18 protein-coding genes and 2 pseudogenes are annotated in these 18,956 nt (G+C 62.7%); 4 read left to right on the top strand and 16 right to left on the bottom strand.

All coding sequences use genetic code 11. The annotated features are described in order from the left end of the window. Window positions 1-63: 63 nt before the first annotated feature. The 4 genes from HF916_RS35560 to HF916_RS35545 form a co-directional block, all read right to left on the bottom strand. Window positions 64-534: a hypothetical protein gene (locus tag HF916_RS35560; protein ID WP_168793472.1), complete on the bottom strand. Its 471-nt coding sequence runs from the start codon at window positions 532-534 to the stop codon at window positions 64-66. Between the two features lie 258 nt (window positions 535-792). Further along, window positions 793-1,635, bottom strand: coding sequence for an anti-sigma factor family protein (locus tag HF916_RS35555; RefSeq protein WP_168793471.1), 843 nt, complete (start codon window positions 1,633-1,635; stop codon window positions 793-795). Continuing rightward, window positions 1,635-2,165 carry a sigma-70 family RNA polymerase sigma factor gene (locus HF916_RS35550; protein WP_168793470.1) on the bottom strand — a complete coding sequence of 177 codons (531 nt, stop codon included), beginning with the start codon at window positions 2,163-2,165 and terminating at the stop codon, window positions 1,635-1,637. The genes HF916_RS35555 and HF916_RS35550 overlap by 1 nt, the downstream gene beginning before the upstream one ends. Before the next feature lie 14 nt (window positions 2,166-2,179). Next, window positions 2,180-2,320, bottom strand: coding sequence for a hypothetical protein (locus tag HF916_RS35545; protein WP_168793469.1), 141 nt, complete (start codon window positions 2,318-2,320; stop codon window positions 2,180-2,182). Between the two features lie 407 nt (window positions 2,321-2,727). On the opposite strand from HF916_RS35545, the gene hfq reads away from it, so the two are divergent. Beyond that, on the top strand, window positions 2,728-3,279 hold the full coding sequence (gene hfq, locus HF916_RS35540; RefSeq protein WP_168793468.1) for an RNA chaperone Hfq: 552 nt from the start codon (window positions 2,728-2,730) through the stop codon (window positions 3,277-3,279). Window positions 3,280-3,299: 20 nt separating this feature from the next. Here hfq and HF916_RS35535 read toward each other — a convergent pair whose 3' ends face one another. Continuing rightward, window positions 3,300-3,530 carry a hypothetical protein gene (locus tag HF916_RS35535; protein ID WP_168793467.1) on the bottom strand — a complete coding sequence of 77 codons (231 nt, stop codon included), beginning with the start codon at window positions 3,528-3,530 and terminating at the stop codon, window positions 3,300-3,302. A 330-nt stretch (window positions 3,531-3,860) separates the two neighbouring features. On the opposite strand from HF916_RS35535, the gene HF916_RS35530 reads away from it, so the two are divergent. Next, complete coding sequence (locus HF916_RS35530) at window positions 3,861-4,049, top strand: hypothetical protein (RefSeq protein ID WP_168793466.1); 189 nt, start codon at window positions 3,861-3,863, stop codon at window positions 4,047-4,049. Window positions 4,050-4,434: 385 nt separating this feature from the next. Here HF916_RS35530 and HF916_RS35525 read toward each other — a convergent pair whose 3' ends face one another. The 5 genes and pseudogenes from HF916_RS35525 to HF916_RS35510 all read right to left on the bottom strand — a co-directional run. Beyond that, window positions 4,435-5,157: a DUF2968 domain-containing protein gene (locus tag HF916_RS35525; protein WP_168793465.1), complete on the bottom strand. Its 723-nt coding sequence runs from the start codon at window positions 5,155-5,157 to the stop codon at window positions 4,435-4,437. 47 nt (window positions 5,158-5,204) lie between these two features. Beyond that, window positions 5,205-6,596 carry a sigma 54-interacting transcriptional regulator gene (locus HF916_RS35520; RefSeq protein WP_168793464.1) on the bottom strand — a complete coding sequence of 464 codons (1,392 nt, stop codon included), beginning with the start codon at window positions 6,594-6,596 and terminating at the stop codon, window positions 5,205-5,207. Between the two features lie 10 nt (window positions 6,597-6,606). Continuing rightward, a complete protein-coding gene (locus HF916_RS35515; protein ID WP_206002039.1) occupies window positions 6,607-7,008 on the bottom strand; it encodes a hypothetical protein in 402 nt (133 codons plus the stop codon). Then, entirely contained in the window at window positions 6,905-7,222 is a 318-nt protein-coding gene (locus tag HF916_RS49985) for a hypothetical protein (protein WP_206002038.1), read from the bottom strand. The genes HF916_RS35515 and HF916_RS49985 overlap by 104 nt, the downstream gene beginning before the upstream one ends. 2 nt (window positions 7,223-7,224) lie before the next feature. After that, window positions 7,225-7,555, bottom strand: a pseudogene (locus tag HF916_RS35510) (type II secretion system F family protein); the annotation flags it as partial. A 19-nt stretch (window positions 7,556-7,574) separates the two neighbouring features. On the opposite strand from HF916_RS35510, the pseudogene HF916_RS35505 reads away from it, so the two are divergent. Beyond that, window positions 7,575-8,024 (top strand): annotated as a pseudogene (locus tag HF916_RS35505) (ShlB/FhaC/HecB family hemolysin secretion/activation protein); the annotation flags it as partial. A gap of 257 nt (window positions 8,025-8,281) precedes the next feature. Continuing rightward, the gene (locus HF916_RS35500; RefSeq protein ID WP_168793463.1) at window positions 8,282-8,767 is read left to right on the top strand and encodes a DUF2147 domain-containing protein; all 486 of its coding nucleotides are present in this window, start codon (window positions 8,282-8,284) and stop codon (window positions 8,765-8,767) included. A 112-nt stretch (window positions 8,768-8,879) separates the two neighbouring features. On the opposite strand, the gene HF916_RS35495 is transcribed toward HF916_RS35500, so the two are convergent. The 6 genes from HF916_RS35495 to typA form a co-directional block, all read right to left on the bottom strand. Next, complete coding sequence (locus HF916_RS35495; protein ID WP_168793462.1) at window positions 8,880-9,329, bottom strand: transposase; 450 nt, start codon at window positions 9,327-9,329, stop codon at window positions 8,880-8,882. Between the two features lie 160 nt (window positions 9,330-9,489). Then, complete coding sequence (gene zapE, locus HF916_RS35490; RefSeq protein WP_168793461.1) at window positions 9,490-10,587, bottom strand: cell division protein ZapE; 1,098 nt, start codon at window positions 10,585-10,587, stop codon at window positions 9,490-9,492. Between the two features lie 88 nt (window positions 10,588-10,675). Continuing rightward, window positions 10,676-12,106 carry a dihydrolipoyl dehydrogenase gene (gene lpdA / locus HF916_RS35485; protein WP_168793460.1) on the bottom strand — a complete coding sequence of 477 codons (1,431 nt, stop codon included), beginning with the start codon at window positions 12,104-12,106 and terminating at the stop codon, window positions 10,676-10,678. 146 nt (window positions 12,107-12,252) lie between these two features. Then, window positions 12,253-13,539 carry a 2-oxoglutarate dehydrogenase complex dihydrolipoyllysine-residue succinyltransferase gene (odhB, locus tag HF916_RS35480; RefSeq protein ID WP_168793459.1) on the bottom strand — a complete coding sequence of 429 codons (1,287 nt, stop codon included), beginning with the start codon at window positions 13,537-13,539 and terminating at the stop codon, window positions 12,253-12,255. 151 nt (window positions 13,540-13,690) lie between these two features. After that, window positions 13,691-16,552 carry a 2-oxoglutarate dehydrogenase E1 component gene (locus HF916_RS35475; RefSeq protein ID WP_168793458.1) on the bottom strand — a complete coding sequence of 954 codons (2,862 nt, stop codon included), beginning with the start codon at window positions 16,550-16,552 and terminating at the stop codon, window positions 13,691-13,693. A 375-nt stretch (window positions 16,553-16,927) separates the two neighbouring features. After that, on the bottom strand, window positions 16,928-18,754 hold the full coding sequence (typA, locus tag HF916_RS35470; protein ID WP_168793457.1) for a translational GTPase TypA: 1,827 nt from the start codon (window positions 18,752-18,754) through the stop codon (window positions 16,928-16,930). Between the last annotated feature and the right edge of the window lie 202 nt (window positions 18,755-18,956).

Raw genomic sequence — 18,956 nt, 5'->3', positions numbered from 1 at the left:
CGGCAGTGAATCAGCGGCACGAGTCACTGGCACGAGTCATTGGCACGAGTCAGCGGCAGCGAGTCAGCGGCGCATTCCGCCGCCGCCGTGCGACATACCGCCCCATGTGTGCATGGGCGCCGCACCATGCCAACCACCGTGGCCGCCCATGCCGAACGATCCATGCACGCCATGCGCATAGCGCACATGATCCATGTGATGAAAATGATGAAAGCGGTCGACGAACACGAACGACACGCCGACACCGAACACCACCGGCGGCCCCCAATACCATGGATCGTAGTAGTAGACGGGGCCATTCGCCAAGGCCTGAGCGCCGGCATCGTCCTCGACGATCTGCCACGTGCCGTCCGGTTGCAGACACGCGCGGCCGGTGATCTGCTGCATGACGCCGTCGATTTCCGCCTGCCCCGCCACGAACCGGCACACCGACGCATCCGATTGCGCTTCGACCGGCGCCGCGCACGCGGCGCACAGGCACACACAGGCTACGCCGCAATACAGCCCGCTGCCGAACTGATGAAATGTGAGCATGATTTTGCTGCCTCGACGCGCCGGCGTTGCGACCCGCAAGAAACGTGTCGGCACCGTGAAGACACCGTCGGTTTGCCTTGCTGAAGACCTTGCCGTGAACGCGCACAAGCGCGCGGCGACGGCACGGTCCAGCAACAAGTAAACGTTGCGTCGCGCGACGCTATTCCGCGTGCGCGGCGGGCGCGCACGCAGTTTCTGTTACCGGGTGTTGCAGAGCCGGCCGATCAACGGGCGGACCGATCGGAGCGGCGAATGCCCCTACTGCCACGACTCCGGTTTGCCGCCGAGCGCGCTGCACACGTCGATGGCGATCGTGCGCAGCTTGCCTTCCGCGATCGGCCCGGACAGCGCGTAGCCCATGCCGTCGCTGACCCAGTAGAAGGTGCGCCGGTTGCCGTCGCGGAACAGGCGGAACGCGGTTTCGTCGCGTGAGATGCCGGTGACGTAGAGCGTGAGACGCGCGCCGCTGGTGTTCTCATACATGAACTGCGCCGCCGGTCCCGCTTCGCCGGGTAACAGCCGACCACCCACCAGCGAGTAGCCGTACTCCTGCAAGGACGGCACCGAGAGCGGCCGGTTCAGCCGTTTGGAGAGCCAGTTGATCAGATGCTCTTCTTCGTTCGCGGCAACTTCCACCGGATGGCGCCGCTCCGGTGTGTACACCGCGTAAGCGATGTCCGCGCGCTCGGCGAAGCTCGGCGGGCTGCCGCCCAGACCGCCCCACGCGCCGCCGGTCAGACGCGGCGCGAGCGGCCCGAGGGCGAGCGCGAGCCCGGCGCCGGCCGCCAGCCAGCACGCCGCGACGCCCACGCGCTGCCACCACGACGTCCGCCGGCGCAACACGATGAAGGCCGGCTCATTGGCCGTATCTTGCTCATCACGCTCATGACGCTCGCTGCGCTGCGGCGCGCCGCACAGCACACGCAACGCGGCTTTCTGCGCGCGCCATGCGGCCACGCGCGCGGCGGCCTGCGGATGCTGCGCCAGTTGAGCCTCGATCGCGGCACGCTCCGCGCCCGGCAATTCACCGTCGACAAACGCCGACAGCGCTCGCAGATCGAGCCCTTCGGGCAAGCTGGAATCGTAGTCGTCGCTGTTCATCACGGGTTTCTCACTACTTTCAACGGTGGACTTTTACGCGCCGGCCCCTGCGCCGGTCCCTCCGTCAGCAACGCGCGCATGTGTTCGCGCGCGCGAGAGAGCCGCGACATCACCGTGCCGATCGGCACGCCGAGCGCGCGTGACGCTTCCTGATAGGACAGCTCCTCCACGCAGACCAGCAACAGCACTTCGCGCTGTTCGACAGGCAGACAATACAACGCGCGCTGCAGATCGCGCAGCACGAGGCCGTCGACTTCCCCTTGCGGCGCTTCGAGATTGCGCCACGGCGCGCTCTCGTCGTCGACGGCAATCTCGCGGCGGCCGCGCAACTGGTCGATGTAGAGATGCCGCAGGATCGTCAGGAGCCATGCGCGCAGATTGCTGTCCGGCCGGAACGCCGCCCAACGGGCGAGCGCGCGCTCCGCCGTATCCTGCACGAGGTCGTCGGCCCACGCGCGGTCGCCCGTCAGTGCGCGCGCGTAGCGGCGCAGCTGTGGGAGCCACGAAATCACTTCGGCTTCGAAATTCACCCGGCGAGCGGCGTTCAGTAGCCGCCGCTGCTGCCGCTGCCGCTCGTGCTGGAGGCGCCGCTATCGGTCGCGGACGTGCACGCGCTCGTCGCGAGCGTACCGCCCGCGAGTGCCAGCAGAACGAAAACGGCGGAAAGGATGCGCGATACTTTCATGGTGAGTCTCCTGTCGGTCAGAGTTGGCGCTTTAGTGCCTTACTCTGGTCCCATGCACGATGCTTGCAGATGAGCGCCCGGACATCCGGTGCGGCCGGCAAGCCGATCGGCCACGCGCACGATGCAGCGTCGCCATGCCTGATATAACGCGGTCAGGCGGTGATTTATTCCACCCAATGCACGACCCTGCGCCATCTTTTTCCGCCACCCGCGCCGCGCAAGGCCGCGTGTGGCGGAAGAATGCGGCATTCGTCGGCACATTCGTAACTCAACGTTACAGTCAATAGTTATCAGATGCTTATGTGCCCACAAGCCGTTATAGTGGACGCAGTTCGCCCGCCGACGCGTTCCGCCCCCACACAGGGTAGAATCGCGGCGAACAACCGTCTTTCTAACCTGAATTGTCCATGGCTTCCGCAGAATCGCACCCGCAAAACGACTTCATGAACGCTGCGCGCAAAGAACGAAAGCGCGTCGAGATCTACCTTGTCAACGGCATCCGCCTGACGGGGTGCATCGAGTCGTTCGATCAGTATCTGGTGATGCTGCGCACGCCTGTCGGCCTGCAAGGCATCTACAAGCGCGCGATCTCGACGATCCAGCTCGACACCGGCACGCGTCCGGCTCCGCGCGCGGGGCGTCCCTCGCACGGTGAGCACACCACGCGCGGCCCGCACGGTTCGCGTGAACCGCGCGACCATCGTGAGCCGCGCGAACCGCGTGAACCGCGCGAGTCGTATGGCGCGCCGTCTTCGGACCGGCCTGCGTCGGATCGTAGCAGCGGCACGTCGGACGGCCCGGTGGTGGTTACGCGCCGCCGGCGTCTGTTCGGCACGGGCGGCGACGGTGGCAACCACGGTGGTGGTAACCATGGCGGCGGCAATCACGGCGGTAATGGTGGCGGCACTCAAGGTGGTAATGGTGGTGGCACTCAAGGCGGTAATGGCGGCAGCGAGTAAGCGGCCGCGGCAGCGCTCGGCTACTCCGGTGAATGGCCGAGCCGCTGCAAGATCTTTTCCAGACGCATCACCTGCAAGTCCGTCAGTTCGAATCCGCATTTGACCGCCAGCACGCGGCGCCTCCAGTACACGGCGTCCAGCAAGCGCTGCGCCGGTTGCTTCGTTGCCCAATCCAGGTGTTCCAATTCAGCTTCCACGACGTGCGACGCGTTGAGGCGCTGCGACGCGCACGCGGTTTTTTTCCGGTTCATTTTGTTCGCTGCCTTGTTGTTCGCGGGTTCTGGTTGCGCCCCTCCCGAGCGCGACACGGCCGATTCGCGGCATGCGTTGCGGTCTACCGGCCCACGCGGCCGGCGCTTGCTTTTCTTTTCCGCGTCGCACTGTGTCGACACACGGAAAACGAGTTACTGCGCAATGGTTTTAAGTTTCGGCTGATGAACCCGCATCGGTTCGTACAGCGTTCGGCTTGCGGTTTTGAAGCGGACGCTTACGGCGCGCGGTCCTAGGCCGTTCGGTCGATGTTCGCCGAGCCCCGCTTTGCGCTATGCTGATTTGCTGACTCTCTTCTTACGGAGCACGTCATGACCAGCAAGAAGCAACACGAATCGCAAACCGCCGCCACACAGGCATCCAACGAGTCCGCCGATAGCCGTCTCGACGAGGCGCTCGAGGAAAGCTTTCCCGCCAGCGATCCGATCGCCGTCGACATGGCGGACCCGCATCACGCGCCGGAGAAAGGAGCGTCTTCGGAGGGAAAGAAGCGGCATTAAAGTTGGCCGCATTGGTGGCTCGCGGAGCACAGGGAAACGAAGCAGCAGCCAAGGTCTGGCCGCCGCCACCGCACGGCCGGTACGTTGGGCGCAGGCGCTCGTGCGCGTACGCGTGCAAGACAATTGGGAAGATGTGCGCCGAGCCACTCGCGTGCCGCGCGTGAGACGTCACGCGAACACGCGTGGAATAAACGTGGCGGGCTGTTACTGCCGTGGGGATCGAGAATTGAGCGAGTCGTGAAACGGCGACACCGTTGGCCTGGACCTCGCGAACGACGCGCGTTGCACGAAGACAGCGGAATAACGAGTCATCGTTTCGATGAGCCGGGCAACACGTTCAACGCCGCGCCGCCCTGCCCACCGGATGCTCTTCAGACCACCGCACTCAGTGCGAAGGTAAACCGCTTTCCAGCTGGCGCTGCAGATCGCGCACCTGCCGCTGCGTGGCGCGCAACTGATCTTGCGCGGAGGCCTTCTGCTGAGCGAGCGTCAAGGCTTCGGCGTGAGTCTGCTGCTGCTGGGTCGCCACAATGGTCTGCTGCTGCCGCGCGACATCGAGGTCCGCTTGCAAGCGGTTGGCACGATCCTGCGACAACGCGATCATCCGCTCCGTGAACGCTTTTTGCGCCTCGAGTTGCGTGCGGCGAATCTCGACGTCCGACAGTTGCACCGTCTGACGCGCGAAATCCTTGTAGATCATGTCGGCACGCGCCGCGTCCTGCGTCTTGATGACACGCCAGAAATTTTTCTGCTGGAACAGCGCCACGTAGTACGTCATTTCCTTGCCGTAAAACAGCAAGCTCGCTCCGTAGCTGCCGTTATACGTGGTGCGCAATTCGCTCAGATCCGAGCCGTGGATCATCTGCTGCAATTCCGCTACGTTGCCCGCCGCGGATTGCTTCGCTTCGTCGGGCGTGAGCGCCGAGTTCGGTGCCTGTCCTGCCTGTGAGGTAGCCGGCAACGCCGCCGTCGTGCCTGGCTGGGAAACAACGCCGCCCCCGGCGCTGGCGTTGCTGTCAGACAGAGCCTGCGCATTGACGCCCTGCACTGCCCACATCGCGACGAACGCGGCGAAGGCAATCTGTCGTAGTTTCGACTTTCGGTCCATGTAATTCCTGCTTGAACAGTTTTTGTTTTAGTACAACCGTCTCATTATTACTCACTTTCGCGTGTTTCGGGCTCTTCGTCGAAAATTTGATACTTGAGCATTTTCTCCCACAGAACCTTGCGGCTAATGCCCAGATAGAGCGCCGTATCCTGGCGGCGCCACCCGTTTGCGTCGAGCGCGGCCAGCACGCGGTTACGCTCGGCCATGTCCCATTTGCTGCGGTCCACCAGCACCTCGGCGACGCTCTCGGCCGGCACCGGCTGGGTGGTGCGCGCGAGTGCGAGAAGCCGTTGCAGACGCGCCGCATCCCACACGCCGATCTGCCGCACGGTCACGCCGATGCGCTCGGCCAGGTTGCGCAACTCGCGCACATTGCCGGGGAAATACGTGTCGGCGACGGCATCGGCGAGCCAGTACGGCAGATCGGACAACGCGGCGAGACGCTCCGCGCCGACGATCTGTGCGATGAACGCCTTGAAGATCGCAATCTTGTCGACGGCGCCCCGTTCCTCCAGCGACGGAGTCTTCAACTCGATCACGGCAAGCCGGTAGTAGAGGTCGGCGTGAAACGTGCCGTCCTTCACCAGTTGCGGCAGCAGTTTGTTGGTCGCCGCCACCAGCCGGAAGTCGAGCTTGACCGGCGTCGTCGAACCGATGCGCGTGACCGCGCTGTCTTCGAGCACGCGCAGCAACTTGACCTGCTGATAGAGCGGCAAATCGCCGATTTCGTCGAGGAACAGCGTGCCGCCGTCGGCCTGCTCGAAGTAGCCTTTGTGCGCGACCACCGCGCCGGTGAATGAGCCTTTCGAGTGACCGAAGAACAGCGATTCGAACAGGCCGTCCGGAATCGCGCCGCAGTTCACCGCGACGAACGGGCCTTGCCCGTAGCGGCGATGTTTTTCGTGCAGCAGTTGCGCGATGCGCTCCTTGCCGACGCCGGTTTCGCCGTGCACCAGCACGCTCGTGTCGCAATCGGCAAAGGTGTCGACTTCGTGCAGCAGCGCCTGCATGCACTCCGAGTTGGCGATCATCGCATCGGACTCGTGCGTCTTCGCGCTGTGCGCGCGCATTTGCAGCACGAGCTTCATGACCATGCCGCGCAGTTCGGCGCAGGTGAAGTCGAGCGGCAGAATATGCGAGTACTCGGACGGATAGGTGGCCGGATCATGTTCGCGCGGCGCGGCGCCGAACCAGACCACTGGAATGCCGTGCGCGGCCTGCCAGTCGTGCAGAATCAGCGCGCCGCTGTCGATCACCGACACGCTGATGATCGCAAGCGACGGCCGCAGCGCGGTCCGTTCGGGCGAGATCGCGATATCGTCCGCACGGATCACTTCGACATCGAAGCTCGCCATGCAGCGCGCGACCCGGTCGACGATGTCGGCCTTGCCTTCCCAGACGTAGATATCGAGTTCCTCGATTTTGGTGGTAGTTCTCATCTTGGATTGGCTAGTTGACCAGTTGCGAAACGCCGCACGTCAGCGACATGTTATGGACCGTGGCGGTGCCGACCTGAACGCCCAATAGGGAAAGTGTGGGGACCAGGATGGTGTCGAGCAGTTTGAAGATCGGTTTGAGGACCGGCCTGATGAGCCCCGTCACGCCGGAAAGAATCGGCGTCAGGACCGCGCTGAGATCGTAGCCCAGGGGCGCGACTTGTAGCGCGCCCGGCAGCCGCGCCAGCAGAAAGAGGGCGCGCGTGCGCGTATCCACGAAGCCGCATTGTTCGAGCAGCCGGCGATCTTCTTCAGCGACAACCTGGCGTCCGAACGGCGTGTCGAGCCAGCGAATCCCGGTATGCGCGAAGCGTTCGAGCAGGCCCTTGAAACCCGTGGGCGGCACGCTGCGCACGGCTTGCCTTCGCGCCACCCTGCGCGCCCTCTGCGCCACGTGCCGCCGCGGCCGCGAGCGCCGCGCTTTGCAACGCACGCTCGTCGAGCGCGTGCCGCAGCGTGCGTTCGCTGCGCCGCGCGGCCGCCACGCGCGCCAGCACCAGGCCGGCGATCAGCAGCAAACCGAGCGCGGCCAGAGCCAGTGCGAGTGCGACGAGTTGTTGGGTCTGCATCGTCAATTCCTCAGATTCGCGAGGCGGTACAGCAGATACGCCCCGACCACCTGCAGCACGAACGCCAGATAGACGAGTTGCCGGCCAGCCGGGTCGAACCACATCGAAGCGAAATACTTAGGATTGGAGAGAATCAGAAAACCGCCGATGCCGACCGGGCAACATGGCCAGCACCCACGACGAAAGCCGCGTTTCCGCCGACATCGCCACCAGTTCGCGCACGGCATGTTCGAGATCGCGCATGAACGAGGCCGTCCGTTCGAGCATCACGTCGGCGCGGCCGCCATATTTGACCGACAGACGCAGCACGGCGCCAACCAGTTCGAGTTCGCGCACGCCGTAGATCAGCGCGACCTGCGCCAGCTTCTCGCAAACCAACGAGTGGCCGTTGAAGATCGGCACGGCGGTCTCTCTGACAGGTCAATACAGCGGCGTGTCGCTGCCGACTTCGGAGCAGATCTCGTTCGGCGCGCAGCGTTTCGCGCAGGGCTATCAGCCGGGCCAGGCATCAGGCGATTCGGGCTGGGGCGCGATGCTGGAAGTCAACCGTGCGTTCACACCAGGCTTCACGTATCTGCGCACGCTCACACCTTACGTCTCGTTCGATATGGCGCGCGTCTATCTGCATGCGGGCACGCCCTCGCCGTCGAAGCTTTCGTCGATCGCGTTCGGCTTCCGCATCTCGGATGCGAAGTACTACAGCCTCGATCTCTCGGTGGCCAAAGCGATCGGCGACGCGCCGGTGGAGAGCGCGTCGCGCAGTCCGCGCATCAACGCGACGTTTTCGTATCAGCTGAATTGATCGGTAAAAGTGCCGCGTCCTGATTAGAGGGTCCACTATCAAACGACGCGCGCACTTTCACGTATTCTGCGCTGACGATGTGTCGCCGGCGGCGGGCAAGCCGTCATCCACAAGCCGCGCGTGGCACACGAGGGCAGCAGAAGTCGAACCTGAGGGGCCATGCCAGGCATCACGGCGGCCGGCGTCTGAAGACCGCCCGAGATGCCAATAACGCCGCGCGACCATGATCGCGCCGTCTTTAATCAAGGAGGAAGACAATGATGCAATTCACACACCGCGCGCGCGCAGTCGCGCTTCGCACAGCCAAACATGCCGCGCTCGCCGGCGTATTGCTCGCCAGTGCCGTCACGGCCATGGCACAGGCTGACAGTCCGGTCGGCACCTGGCAAACCATCGACGATCATACCGGCCAGCCCAAGGCGCTCGTGCAGATCTCGCAAGACGGCAGCGGCGCGATCAGCGGCAAGGTCATCAAGGGGCTCGGCGCGAACGACCAGCCGGACCGCCGCTGCACCGCTTGTACCGACGCGCGCAAGGATCAGCCAATTCTCGGCATGACGATCATCAGCGATCTGAAGAAGGACGGCGATGCCTGGGATCACGGGCAGATTCTCGACCCGGAAAACGGCAAGCTCTACAAGTGCAAGATGCACCTGGAAGACGGTGGGAACAAACTGGTCGTGCGAGGCTATATCGGCGTGTCGCTGCTGGGCCGCTCGCAGACCTGGATTCGTCAACAATGATGCGCGGGTAGTTCGGGGGCTCGTTGCAGAGCCCGCATGGAACGATGAGAGACGGCCGACGATCGCAATCGTTCGGCCGTTTCCTTTATTGGAAGACGCTGGGTTGAATGGGTCATGCAGCGTGTTTGAAGGGCGAATGGAACGCGAACGGCGAGGACGGCAGTGGTTGGCTCGTAGGCGGGCTGTACACCGCAGGTGCGACAACCGGAGCCTTTTCGGCTTCGACGCTCTGCGGTTTCTCGTTCACGTGCGTACGCATGCGCGCTTCCATCAGGCCGCAAAGCTCTTCGCTCGCCGCACCGAACAGTTGTTCCATGACACGGTTAAGCACGCCGGATTCATACCACACCTTGAAGCGGCGATGACAGGTCTGGTAGGACGGGTACTTGCGCGGCATGGCGGACCAGGTGGCGCCGCTATACATGATCCACAGCACGCCGTTGAGCACCGAGCGTGTATTGGCAAGCGGCCGGCCACGCAATTCTGAGCGCGGCCGCAGTTCGGGAAGCAACGGTGCGACACGTTGCCATTCTTCGTCGTTGATATCACGGTACGGATTCATGGTTTCTCCTTTGTCAAAACCTCGACAAAAGATATCCAGTCGTCCGCGGACGGAATATAAGACCAATCCGAATCTTGAAAATACGCCGGACGACAGCGCGTCATCGGCGAACGGCGCGCGATCTATCGTAAAAGCACCGCCGGCCGTGACGCGCGACGCCTCAGGTCAGCGATGTATCGACGATCCGCCGTGGTGTGTCGAGATATTCCTTCGACTGCATTTCGACGATGCGCGACACCGTACGCGTGAACTCGTTGGCCATCGGACCGTCCATGTACAACTCTTCAGGCGGCACCGCAGCGGACATCAGCAGCTTCACCTTGTGGTCGTAGAACACGTCGATCAGCCACGTGAAGCGGCGCGCCTCCGACGCCATGCGTACGGACATCTGCGGCACGCCGGAAAGGACCACCGCGTGAAAGCGGCTCGCCAGTTCCAGATAGTCGTTCTGCGAGCGCGGGCCGCCGCACAAGGTGGCGAAGTCGAACCACACGACGCCGTCGGCGCGGCGCAGCGCCTTCAACTCACGCTTTTCGATACGCAGGATCGGGCTTTCGTCGGGCACCGCGGCGAGGCGCGCGAACGCATCGCGCAACGCCTTGTCGGCGGCGGCGCCGAGCGGCGTGTGATACATCTCGACCTGAGCCAGCGTCCGTTGCCGGTAGTCGATACCCGCATCGACGTTGATCACGTCGAGCTTTGCCTTGATGAGGTCGATCGCCGGCAGCATCCGGTCGCGATGCAGCCCGTCCGGATACAGCGTGTCCGGATCGTAGTTGGAGGTCATCACGAACTGCACGCCGTTTTCGAACAGCTTGTCGAGCAGGCGGTACAGGATCATCGCGTCGGCGATATCCGACACGTGGAATTCGTCGAAACAGATCATCCGGTAGCGTTTGGCAATGCGGCGCGCGAGTTCGTCTAGCGGATCGGCGGTGCCCTTCAGGTCTTCCAGCTCACGGTGCACTTCGCGCATGAACTCGTGGAAATGCAGGCGTGTTTTGCGATGCAACGGCACGATCATGTAAAAGCTGTCCATCAGGAAGCTCTTGCCCCGCCCTACGCCGCCCCACATGTACACGCCGCGCGGCAGATCCGGGTGGATCAGCAGTTTCTTGAACGCGTTCGAGCGGCGCGACTTGTACTCGGTCCACTCTTCATAGCACCGCTGCAGACGGTCGACCGCCGCGCGCTGCGCCGGGTCCGATTGGTAACCCCGCGTCTGCAGTTCTTTTTCGTAGTATTCGGTGACGTTCATTGTGTTGCTGCAAATAGAAAGGCGGGGGGAATGAACCCGCCCGCCTTCGTGGTAATGCCGGAGTACTGTCAGTCAGGCGTGCGCGGAATTACATGTTCAGCGCGCGCTTGTCGACAGCGAGTGCCGCCTCGCGCATGACTTCCGACAGCGACGGGTGCGGATGGCAAATGCGGCCGATGTCTTCCGACGCCGCCTTGAATTCCATCGCCACCACGGCTTCCGCGATCAGGTCCGACGCGTTGGCCGAGATGATGTGCACGCCGAGCAGTTCGTCGGTCTTGGCGTCGGCGATCATCTTGACGAAACCATCCGCCTTGTTGATGCCGAGCGCGCGGCCGTTCGCCATGAACGGGAACTGGCCCGTCTTGATCTCGCGGCCTTCGGCCTTCAGTTGCTGTTCGGTCTTGCCGACCCACGCGATTTCCGGTTCGGTGTAAATCACCCACGGTACGCAGTTGTAGTCGATATGCGGCTTCTGACCGTCGATGATTTCGGCGACCAGCACGCCTTCGTCTTCTGCCTTGTGCGCGAGCATCGGGCCGCGCACCACGTCGCCGATCGCGTACACGTTCGGCACGGCCGTCGCGCAATGATCGTCGATGTCGATGAAGCCACGCTCGTTGGCCTTCAGGCCGATTGCTTCGAGACCGAGGTTGTCGGTGTTCGGCACGCGGCCGATCGACACGATCAGGCGGTCGGCTTCGAGCTTCTGCGCGTTGCCGTCCTTGTCCGTGTAATTGATCGTCACGCTCTGGTCGGTCGTCGTCACTTCGCCGACCTTCACGCCGACGTGGATGTCCAGACCTTGTTTCTTGAACTGCTTAGCCGCTTCTTTCGCCAGCGCCTGGTCAGCCGCGCCGAGGAATTCCGGCAGCGCTTCGAGCACGGTCACTTCCGCGCCAAGACGGCGCCACACCGAACCCAGTTCCAGACCGATCACGCCTGCGCCGATCACAGCCAGTTTCTTCGGCGTGGAGTCGAAGCTCAACGCGCCTTCGTTGTCGGCGACGATCTTGTTGTCGACCGGAATGTTCGGCAGATGGCGCGCCTTCGAACCCGTGGCGATGATCACGTTCTTCGCCGTGACCACTTCGGCTTCGCCTTCGCCGCTCACTTCGATCTGCACGCCGGCGTCCGTCTTGCCGGTGAACTTGCCGTGGCCCTTGAGCCACGTGATCTTGTTCTTGCGGAACAGGAATTCGATGCCCTTGGTCATCTTTTCGACGATGCCTTCTTTACGGGCCATCATCTTCGCGACGTCGACCGTCACGTTTTCCACGGAGATGCCGTGGTCAGACAGGTGATGCGACGCGTTTTCAAACTCTTCCGACGACGCGAGCAGCGCCTTCGACGGAATGCAACCCACGTTCAGGCACGTGCCGCCGAGCTTCAGCGTGCCGGCCGGGTTCTTCCATTTTTCGATACAGGCGACGGTCTTGCCGAGCTGCGCTGCGCGGATGGCGGCGATGTAACCGCCAGGGCCTGCGCCGATCACGACGACGTCAAATTCTTTGGACATGACAATCCTTTTGATGACGGAACGGCGCGCGGCCACGCTTCGTGGCGCGCGGCGTTCCTGTACTGCGGAATGCGAAAGACGTGCTGACTGCTTGGTGCATATATGGCGCCGGCTTGCGCAATGACAAGCCGGTGCCGAACCGACGCTTACAGGTCGAGCAGCAGGCGCGCCGGGTCTTCCAGCGCATCCTTCATGGCGACCAGCGACAGCACCGCTTCGCGACCGTCGATGATGCGGTGGTCGTACGACAGCGCCAGGTAGTTCATCGGGCGGATCACGATCTGGCCGTTTTCGACCACAGCGCGTTCCTTGGTGGCGTGCACGCCCAGAATCGCCGACTGCGGCGGGTTGATGATCGGGGTCGACAGCATCGAACCGAACACACCACCGTTCGAGATCGAGAACGTACCGCCGGTCATGTCTTCGATCGACAGCTTGCCGTCCTTGGCCTTCTGGCCGAATTCAGCGATCTTCTTCTCGATGTCGGCGAGGCTCAGCTGATCTGCATTGCGCAGGATCGGCACCACCAGACCGCGCGGCGAACCGACAGCGATACCGATGTCGAAGTAGCCGTGATAGACGATATCGTTACCGTCGATCGACGCGTTCACCAGCGGGAACTTCTTCAGCGCGTGAACCGCCGCCTTCACGAAGAACGACATGAAGCCGAGCTTCACGCCATGTTCTTTCTCGAACCGGTCTTTGTACTTGTTGCGCAGATCCATCACCGGGGCCATGTTCACTTCGTTGAACGTGGTCAGGATGGCGTTGGTTTGCTGCGACTCGAGCAGACGCTCGGCGATACGCGCACGCAGACGCGACATCGGCACGCGTTGTTCCGGACGATCCTTCAGCCATTGGTCAGCCGAAGCCGGCGCCTTGACGTCCGGCAGCGAAGGCCTGGCAGCCTTCGGTGCGGCGGCCGGTGCCGGAGCCGGTGCGGCCTTGGCAGCCGGTGCACCCGCGGTCAGCACGTCGCCCTTGGTGATGCGGCCGTCGCGGCCCGTGCCGGCGACATCGCCCGCGCCCAGACCCTTTTCGGCCATCAGCTTGCCGGCAGCCGGCGAAGCAGCGGTATTCGCACCCGTTGCGGATGCGGCTTGAGCCGCCGGAGCCGCTGCAGCGGCGGGTGCCGGTGCGGCTTCCGGAGCGGGCTTCACTTCGGCTTCGACAGCAGCGGCGCCTGCCGTGCCTTCGGTGTCGATCTTGGCGATCACTTGCTCAGCCGTGACGGTGTCGCCGTCGTTCGCGATGACTTGCGCGAGTACGCCGGCCGAGGGTGCCGGCACTTCGAGCACGACCTTGTCGGTCTCGATTTCGATGAGAATTTCGTCTACAGCAACCGCTTCGCCCGGCTTCTTCTTCCACTGCAGCATCGTGGCTTCCGAGACCGACTCGGAGAGCTGGGGGACCTTGACTTCAACAATAGCCATTATGAATATCCTGAATACGTATCGGGTGACGGCGCGCGATCCGTGGATCCGACGACCGCCTGCGAACCTCAAATGCCGCGAGCGATCCTTATTGGGTCACTGAAGGCGGCACGGGAAAGCGCGTTGCGCTTTCCCGGTTCGGTTCTAATGTTTATTTAGCGATCGACGCGCTCTTGAGGCGGCCGAAAGCGCCTTCGACCAGCGCCTTCTGCTGCTCGTAGTGCTTCGCGTAGTAGCCGACTGCCGGCGAAGCCGAAGCCGGACGTCCGCTGTATGCCAGCTTTTGCCCGTCCTTCATGCCTTCCTTCAGGTGGTGCTCGATGTAGAACCACGGGCCTTGATTCTGCGGCTCGTCCTGCACCCAGACCACTTCGGTCGCGTTGTCGTACTTCTTCATTTCCGTTTCGAACTGCTTATGCGCGAACGGATACAGCTGTTCGATACGGATGATCGCGACGTCGTTCGACTTCGATTCGCGGCGATGTGCGAGCAGGTCGTAATAGACGCGACCCGAACAGGCGACCACGCGCTTGACCTTCTTCGCCTCGATGGCTTCGTCGATTTCGCTGAGGATCGGCTGGAACGCACCCTTCGCCAGTTCCGACAGATCGGACACGGCTTCCTTGTGTCGCAGCAGCGACTTCGGCGTAGCGACGATCAGCGGCTTGCGGAACAGGCGGATCATCTGACGGCGCAACAGGTGGAAAATCTGCGCCGGCGTGGTCGGTTGAACGACCTGCATGTTGTGGTCTGCGCACAGTTGCAGGAAACGTTCGATACGCGTCGACGAGTGCTCCGGACCCTGGCCTTCGTAGCCATGCGGCAGCAGCATCGTCAGACCCGACACGCGGCCCCACTTCACTTCGCCCGACGAGATGAACTGGTCGATCACGACTTGCGCGCCGTTCACGAAGTCGCCGAACTGCGCTTCCCACGCGACGAACGTGTTCGGCTCAGCCGTCGAGTAACCGTATTCGAAGCCCAGCACCGCTTCTTCCGACAGCACCGAGTCGATCACCGTGAACTTCGCCTGACCTTCGGCGATGTTCTGCAGCGGCACGTACGTGCCGTCGTTCCAGCGTTCGCGGTTCTGATCGTGCAGCACCGCGTGACGGTGCGTGAACGTGCCGCGGCCCGAGTCCTGACCCGTCAGGCGCACGGCGTAGCCCGATGCGACCAGCGACGCGAATGCGAGGTGTTCGCCCATGCCCCAGTCGAGCTTCGCTTCGCCACGGCCCATTGCGCGACGGTCGTTGATGACGCGCTCAACTAGCGGGTGAACCTTGAAGTTTTCCGGGACCGTGGTGACGCGTTCCGCGAGGCGCTTCAGTTCCGCCAGCGGCACGGCCGTATCGGCTGCGTCGGTCCACTTGCGGTTCAGGAACGGCACCCAGTCCACCGCGTACTTGCTCTTGTAGTTCGAGAGCACCGGGTCAACCGTGTGATGGCCTTCGTCCATCGCCTTGCGGTAAGCCTTGACGAATTCGTCGCCTTCTTCCGCGCTGATCACGCCTTGCTGCACCAGCTTTTCAGCGTACAGTGCGCGCGTGCCCGGGTGCTTGGCGATCGTCTTGTACATCAGCGGCTGCGTGACGGCCGGCGTGTCCTGCTCGTTATGGCCCAGCTTGCGGAAGCAGACGATGTCGACGACGACGTCCTTGTGGAACTGCATCCGGAAGTCGATAGCCAGTTGCGTAGCCAGCACGACCGCTTCAGGATCGTCACCGTTCACGTGCAGCACCGGCGCTTCGATCATCTTGACGACGTCCGAGCAGTACAACGTGGAGCGCGAGTCGCGCGGGTCCGACGTCGTGAAGCCGATCTGGTTGTTGATGACGATGTGCAGCGTGCCGTGCGTGCCGTAACCGCGCGTTTGCGCGAGGTTCAGCGTTTCCATCACGACGCCCTGGCCCGCGAAGGCCGCGTCGCCGTGGATCTGCACCGGCAGCACTTGCAGGCCGCTGTCGTCGCCGCGACGGTCCATACGGGCCTTCGCCGAACCTTCGACCACCGGGTTGACGATTTCGAGGTGCGACGGGTTGAACGCGAGCGACAGGTGAACCGGGCCGCCTTCGGTCGAGACGTCCGACGAGAAGCCCTTGTGGTACTTCACGTCGCCGGCCGGCAGGTCGTCGTGGTGCTTGCCTTCGAATTCGGCGAACAGATCAGCCGGCATCTTGCCGAGCGTATTGACCAGCACGTTCAGACGGCCACGGTGAGCCATGCCGATGACGATTTCCTGAACGCCGTTGGCGCCGCCATGACGCACGACTTCGTCCATCGACGCGATGAAGCTCTCGCCGCCTTCGAGCGAGAAGCGTTTCTGGCCGACGTACTTGGTGTGCAGGAAGCGCTCGAGGCCTTCAGCGGCCGTCAGGCGATTCAGGATGTGCTTTTTCTTTTCGTTCGAGAAGTTCGGCGTCGAACGGATCGATTCGAGCTTCTCTTTCCACCAGCGCTTCTGTTCCGGATCGCTGATGTACATGTACTCGGCGCCGATCGTGCCGCAGTACGTGTCGCGCAACGCCTTGACGATCTCACGCAGCGACGCGCGCTCGAATCCGAAATACAGATTCGTTGCGCTGAACTCCTGGTCCATGTCGGCTTCGGTGAAGTCGTAGAACGCGGGTTCGAGTTCGGGGATCGCGGGACGTTCGCGGCGCTTCAGGGGATCGAGATTGGCCCATTGTGAGCCGAGGAAGCGATATGCGCCGATGAGGGACTGCACATAGACTTGCTTGCGAGCGGTAGCGAGATCTTCGCCGCCGGTTGCCGTGCGAGGGATGAAGGCATTAGCCTTGGCCCGTTGAGCAAACGATTCGACGATCGGGCCGTGGGCCACGTCGTTGGCATTGCTGCCATCCGATGCAGGGACGTTCTGCAACGCGTCGAAATAGCTGCGCCAGTTCTCGGGCACTGACGCCGGATTATCGAGATACGCTTCGTACATTTCTTCTACGTACGGAGCATTGCCGCCGAACAGGTAAGAGTTCGACTGGAATTGCTTCATCATTTTTACGCTCACCTTTCTTCGAGTTTCTCGAGAAATAGCGGGTTACAGAACCTTCCGCGACACGGCCTGACCGTTTAGCGGATTGCGCGAATCAAGTCTTGCTTGGAAGGACCTAAAACTTTGCACCCGGGGAGCATATCACAGAACGGATAGTGCAGATAGCAGACGGACTGCCGCTCAAGCCCGTCGCGGCGGGCTTTCGGGCGACTTTCACGGCTCGCAACAATCTTCTGCGAGAAACAGGGACAAAGGAATGGCGAACCGCCGGCAGCGGGTCATCAAGCTGCCGAAGCCCAGAAACGGCAAAAGCCACCCGGAGGTGGCTTTTGCTTGACTGCTAAAGCGTCGTACCGGCTAACGCCGATGCCCGCTCGCTTAGTCCACTGCGCCCTTGCGGCTTGCGCTGCGACGCTCGTGTTCCTTCAGGTAACGCTTGCGCAGACGGATCGATTGCGGCGTGACTTCGACGAGTTCGTCGTCGTCGATGAATTCGACCGCGTATTCCAGCGACATCTGGATCGGCGGCACGAGGCGCACCGCTTCGTCCGTACCCGACGAACGCACGTTGGTCAGTTGCTTGCCCTTGATCGGGTTCACGACCAGGTCGTTGTCACGGCTGTGAATGCCGATGATCATGCCTTCGTACAGCGGCTCGCCCGGCGACACGAACATACGGCCGCGATCCTGCAGCTTCCACAACGCGTAGGCCACGGCCGCGCCGTCGTCCTGCGAAATCAGCACGCCGTTGCGACGCTCGCCGACCGCGCCTTCCCGCACCGGCTGATACGAGTCGAACGTGTGGCTCATCAGACCTGTGCCGCGCGTGAGCGTCAGGAATTCCGACTGGAAGCCGATCAGGCCACGCGCCGAAATACGGTACTCGAGACGAGTACGACCACGGCCGTCCGACGCCATGTCGAGCATTTCGCCCTTGCGGCGGCCCAACTCTTCCATCACGCCGCCTTGGTGGCCGTCTTCCATGTCGACGGTCAGGTTTTCGTACGGCTCGTGCTTCACGCCGTCGACTTCCGTCATCACCACGCGCGGACGCGACACGGCCAACTCGTAGCCTTCGCGACGCATGTTTTCCACGAGAATGGTCAGGTGCAGTTCACCGCGGCCCGCCACTTCGAACGTGGTTTCGTCGCCGGTTTCCTTCACGCGCAGCGCGACGTTGTGGTTCAGTTCCTTCATCAGGCGGTCACGGATCTGACGGCTCGTGACGAACTTGCCTTCGCGGCCGGCCAGCGGCGACGAATTGACGAGGAAGTTCATGGTCAGCGTCGGTTCGTCGACGGTGATCATGGGCAGCGCTTCCGGTTGTTCCGGTGCGCAGATGGTCACACCGATACCGATTTCTTCGATGCCGTTGATTAGCACGATGTCGCCGGCTTCAGCCAAGTCGACCTGGACGCGCTCCAGCCCCTTGAACGACAGCACCTGGTTGATCTTGCGGTTCAGAATCGCGCCATCGGGACCCGAACGCACGGCAACGGACATGCCCGGCCTGATCGTGCCGCGCGTGATGCGGCCCACGCCGATACGGCCGACATACGACGAGTAGTCGAGCGACGTGATCTGCAGTTGCAGCGGAGCCGACGAATCAGCCGGGCGAACCGGCACGTGTTCCAGCACTGCCTCGAACAGCGGGCGCATGTCGCCTTCGCGCACGTCCGAGTTCAAGCCTGCGTAGCCATTCAGACCCGATGCGTACACGATCGGGAAGTCAAGTTGTTCCTCGGTTGCGCCCAGCTTGTCGAACAGGTCAAACGTCTGGTTGATCACCCAGTCGATCCGCGCGCCCGGCCGGTCGACCTTGTTGATCACAACGATCGGCTTCAGACCGAGCGCCAGCGCTTTCTTGGTCACGAAGCGCGTTTGCGGCATCGGGCCTTCGACGGCATCGACCAGCAGCAGCACCGAGTCCACCATCGACAGCACGCGCTCCACTTCGCCGCCGAAGTCGGCGTGGCCCGGCGTGTCGACGATGTTGATGTGCGTGCCTTCGTACTCGACCGCGCAGTTCTTCGAAAGAATCGTGATGCCACGTTCTTTTTCGATGTCGTTCGAGTCCATCACGCGCTCAGCGATCTGCTGGTTGTCACGGAACGTGGCGGTCTGGCGGAGGAGCTGGTCGACGAGCGTGGTTTTGCCGTGGTCGACGTGAGCAATGATGGCGATGTTGCGTAGGGCGCGAGTCATAGGAACCTGGAGACAGTTGAGTGCGCCAGCAGCAGCATTGTGTACAAAGCCAACAAAGCCCAAAGCGCACTTTTGGGAACCCAATATTGTAGCACGTGCAAATGAACCTATCTGGTATTCCCTGATAGACCCACCGTCGTCGGCGCAGCGGCGCGTCAGAAATGAAACGTAAGCTTGCGGGCGAAATCCTACGCAAAATCAC

Source organism: Paraburkholderia aromaticivorans, from assembly GCF_012689525.1.
Lineage (GTDB): Bacteria > Pseudomonadota > Gammaproteobacteria > Burkholderiales > Burkholderiaceae > Paraburkholderia > Paraburkholderia aromaticivorans_A.
This window is presented reverse-complemented; position numbering and strand designations above follow the sequence as displayed.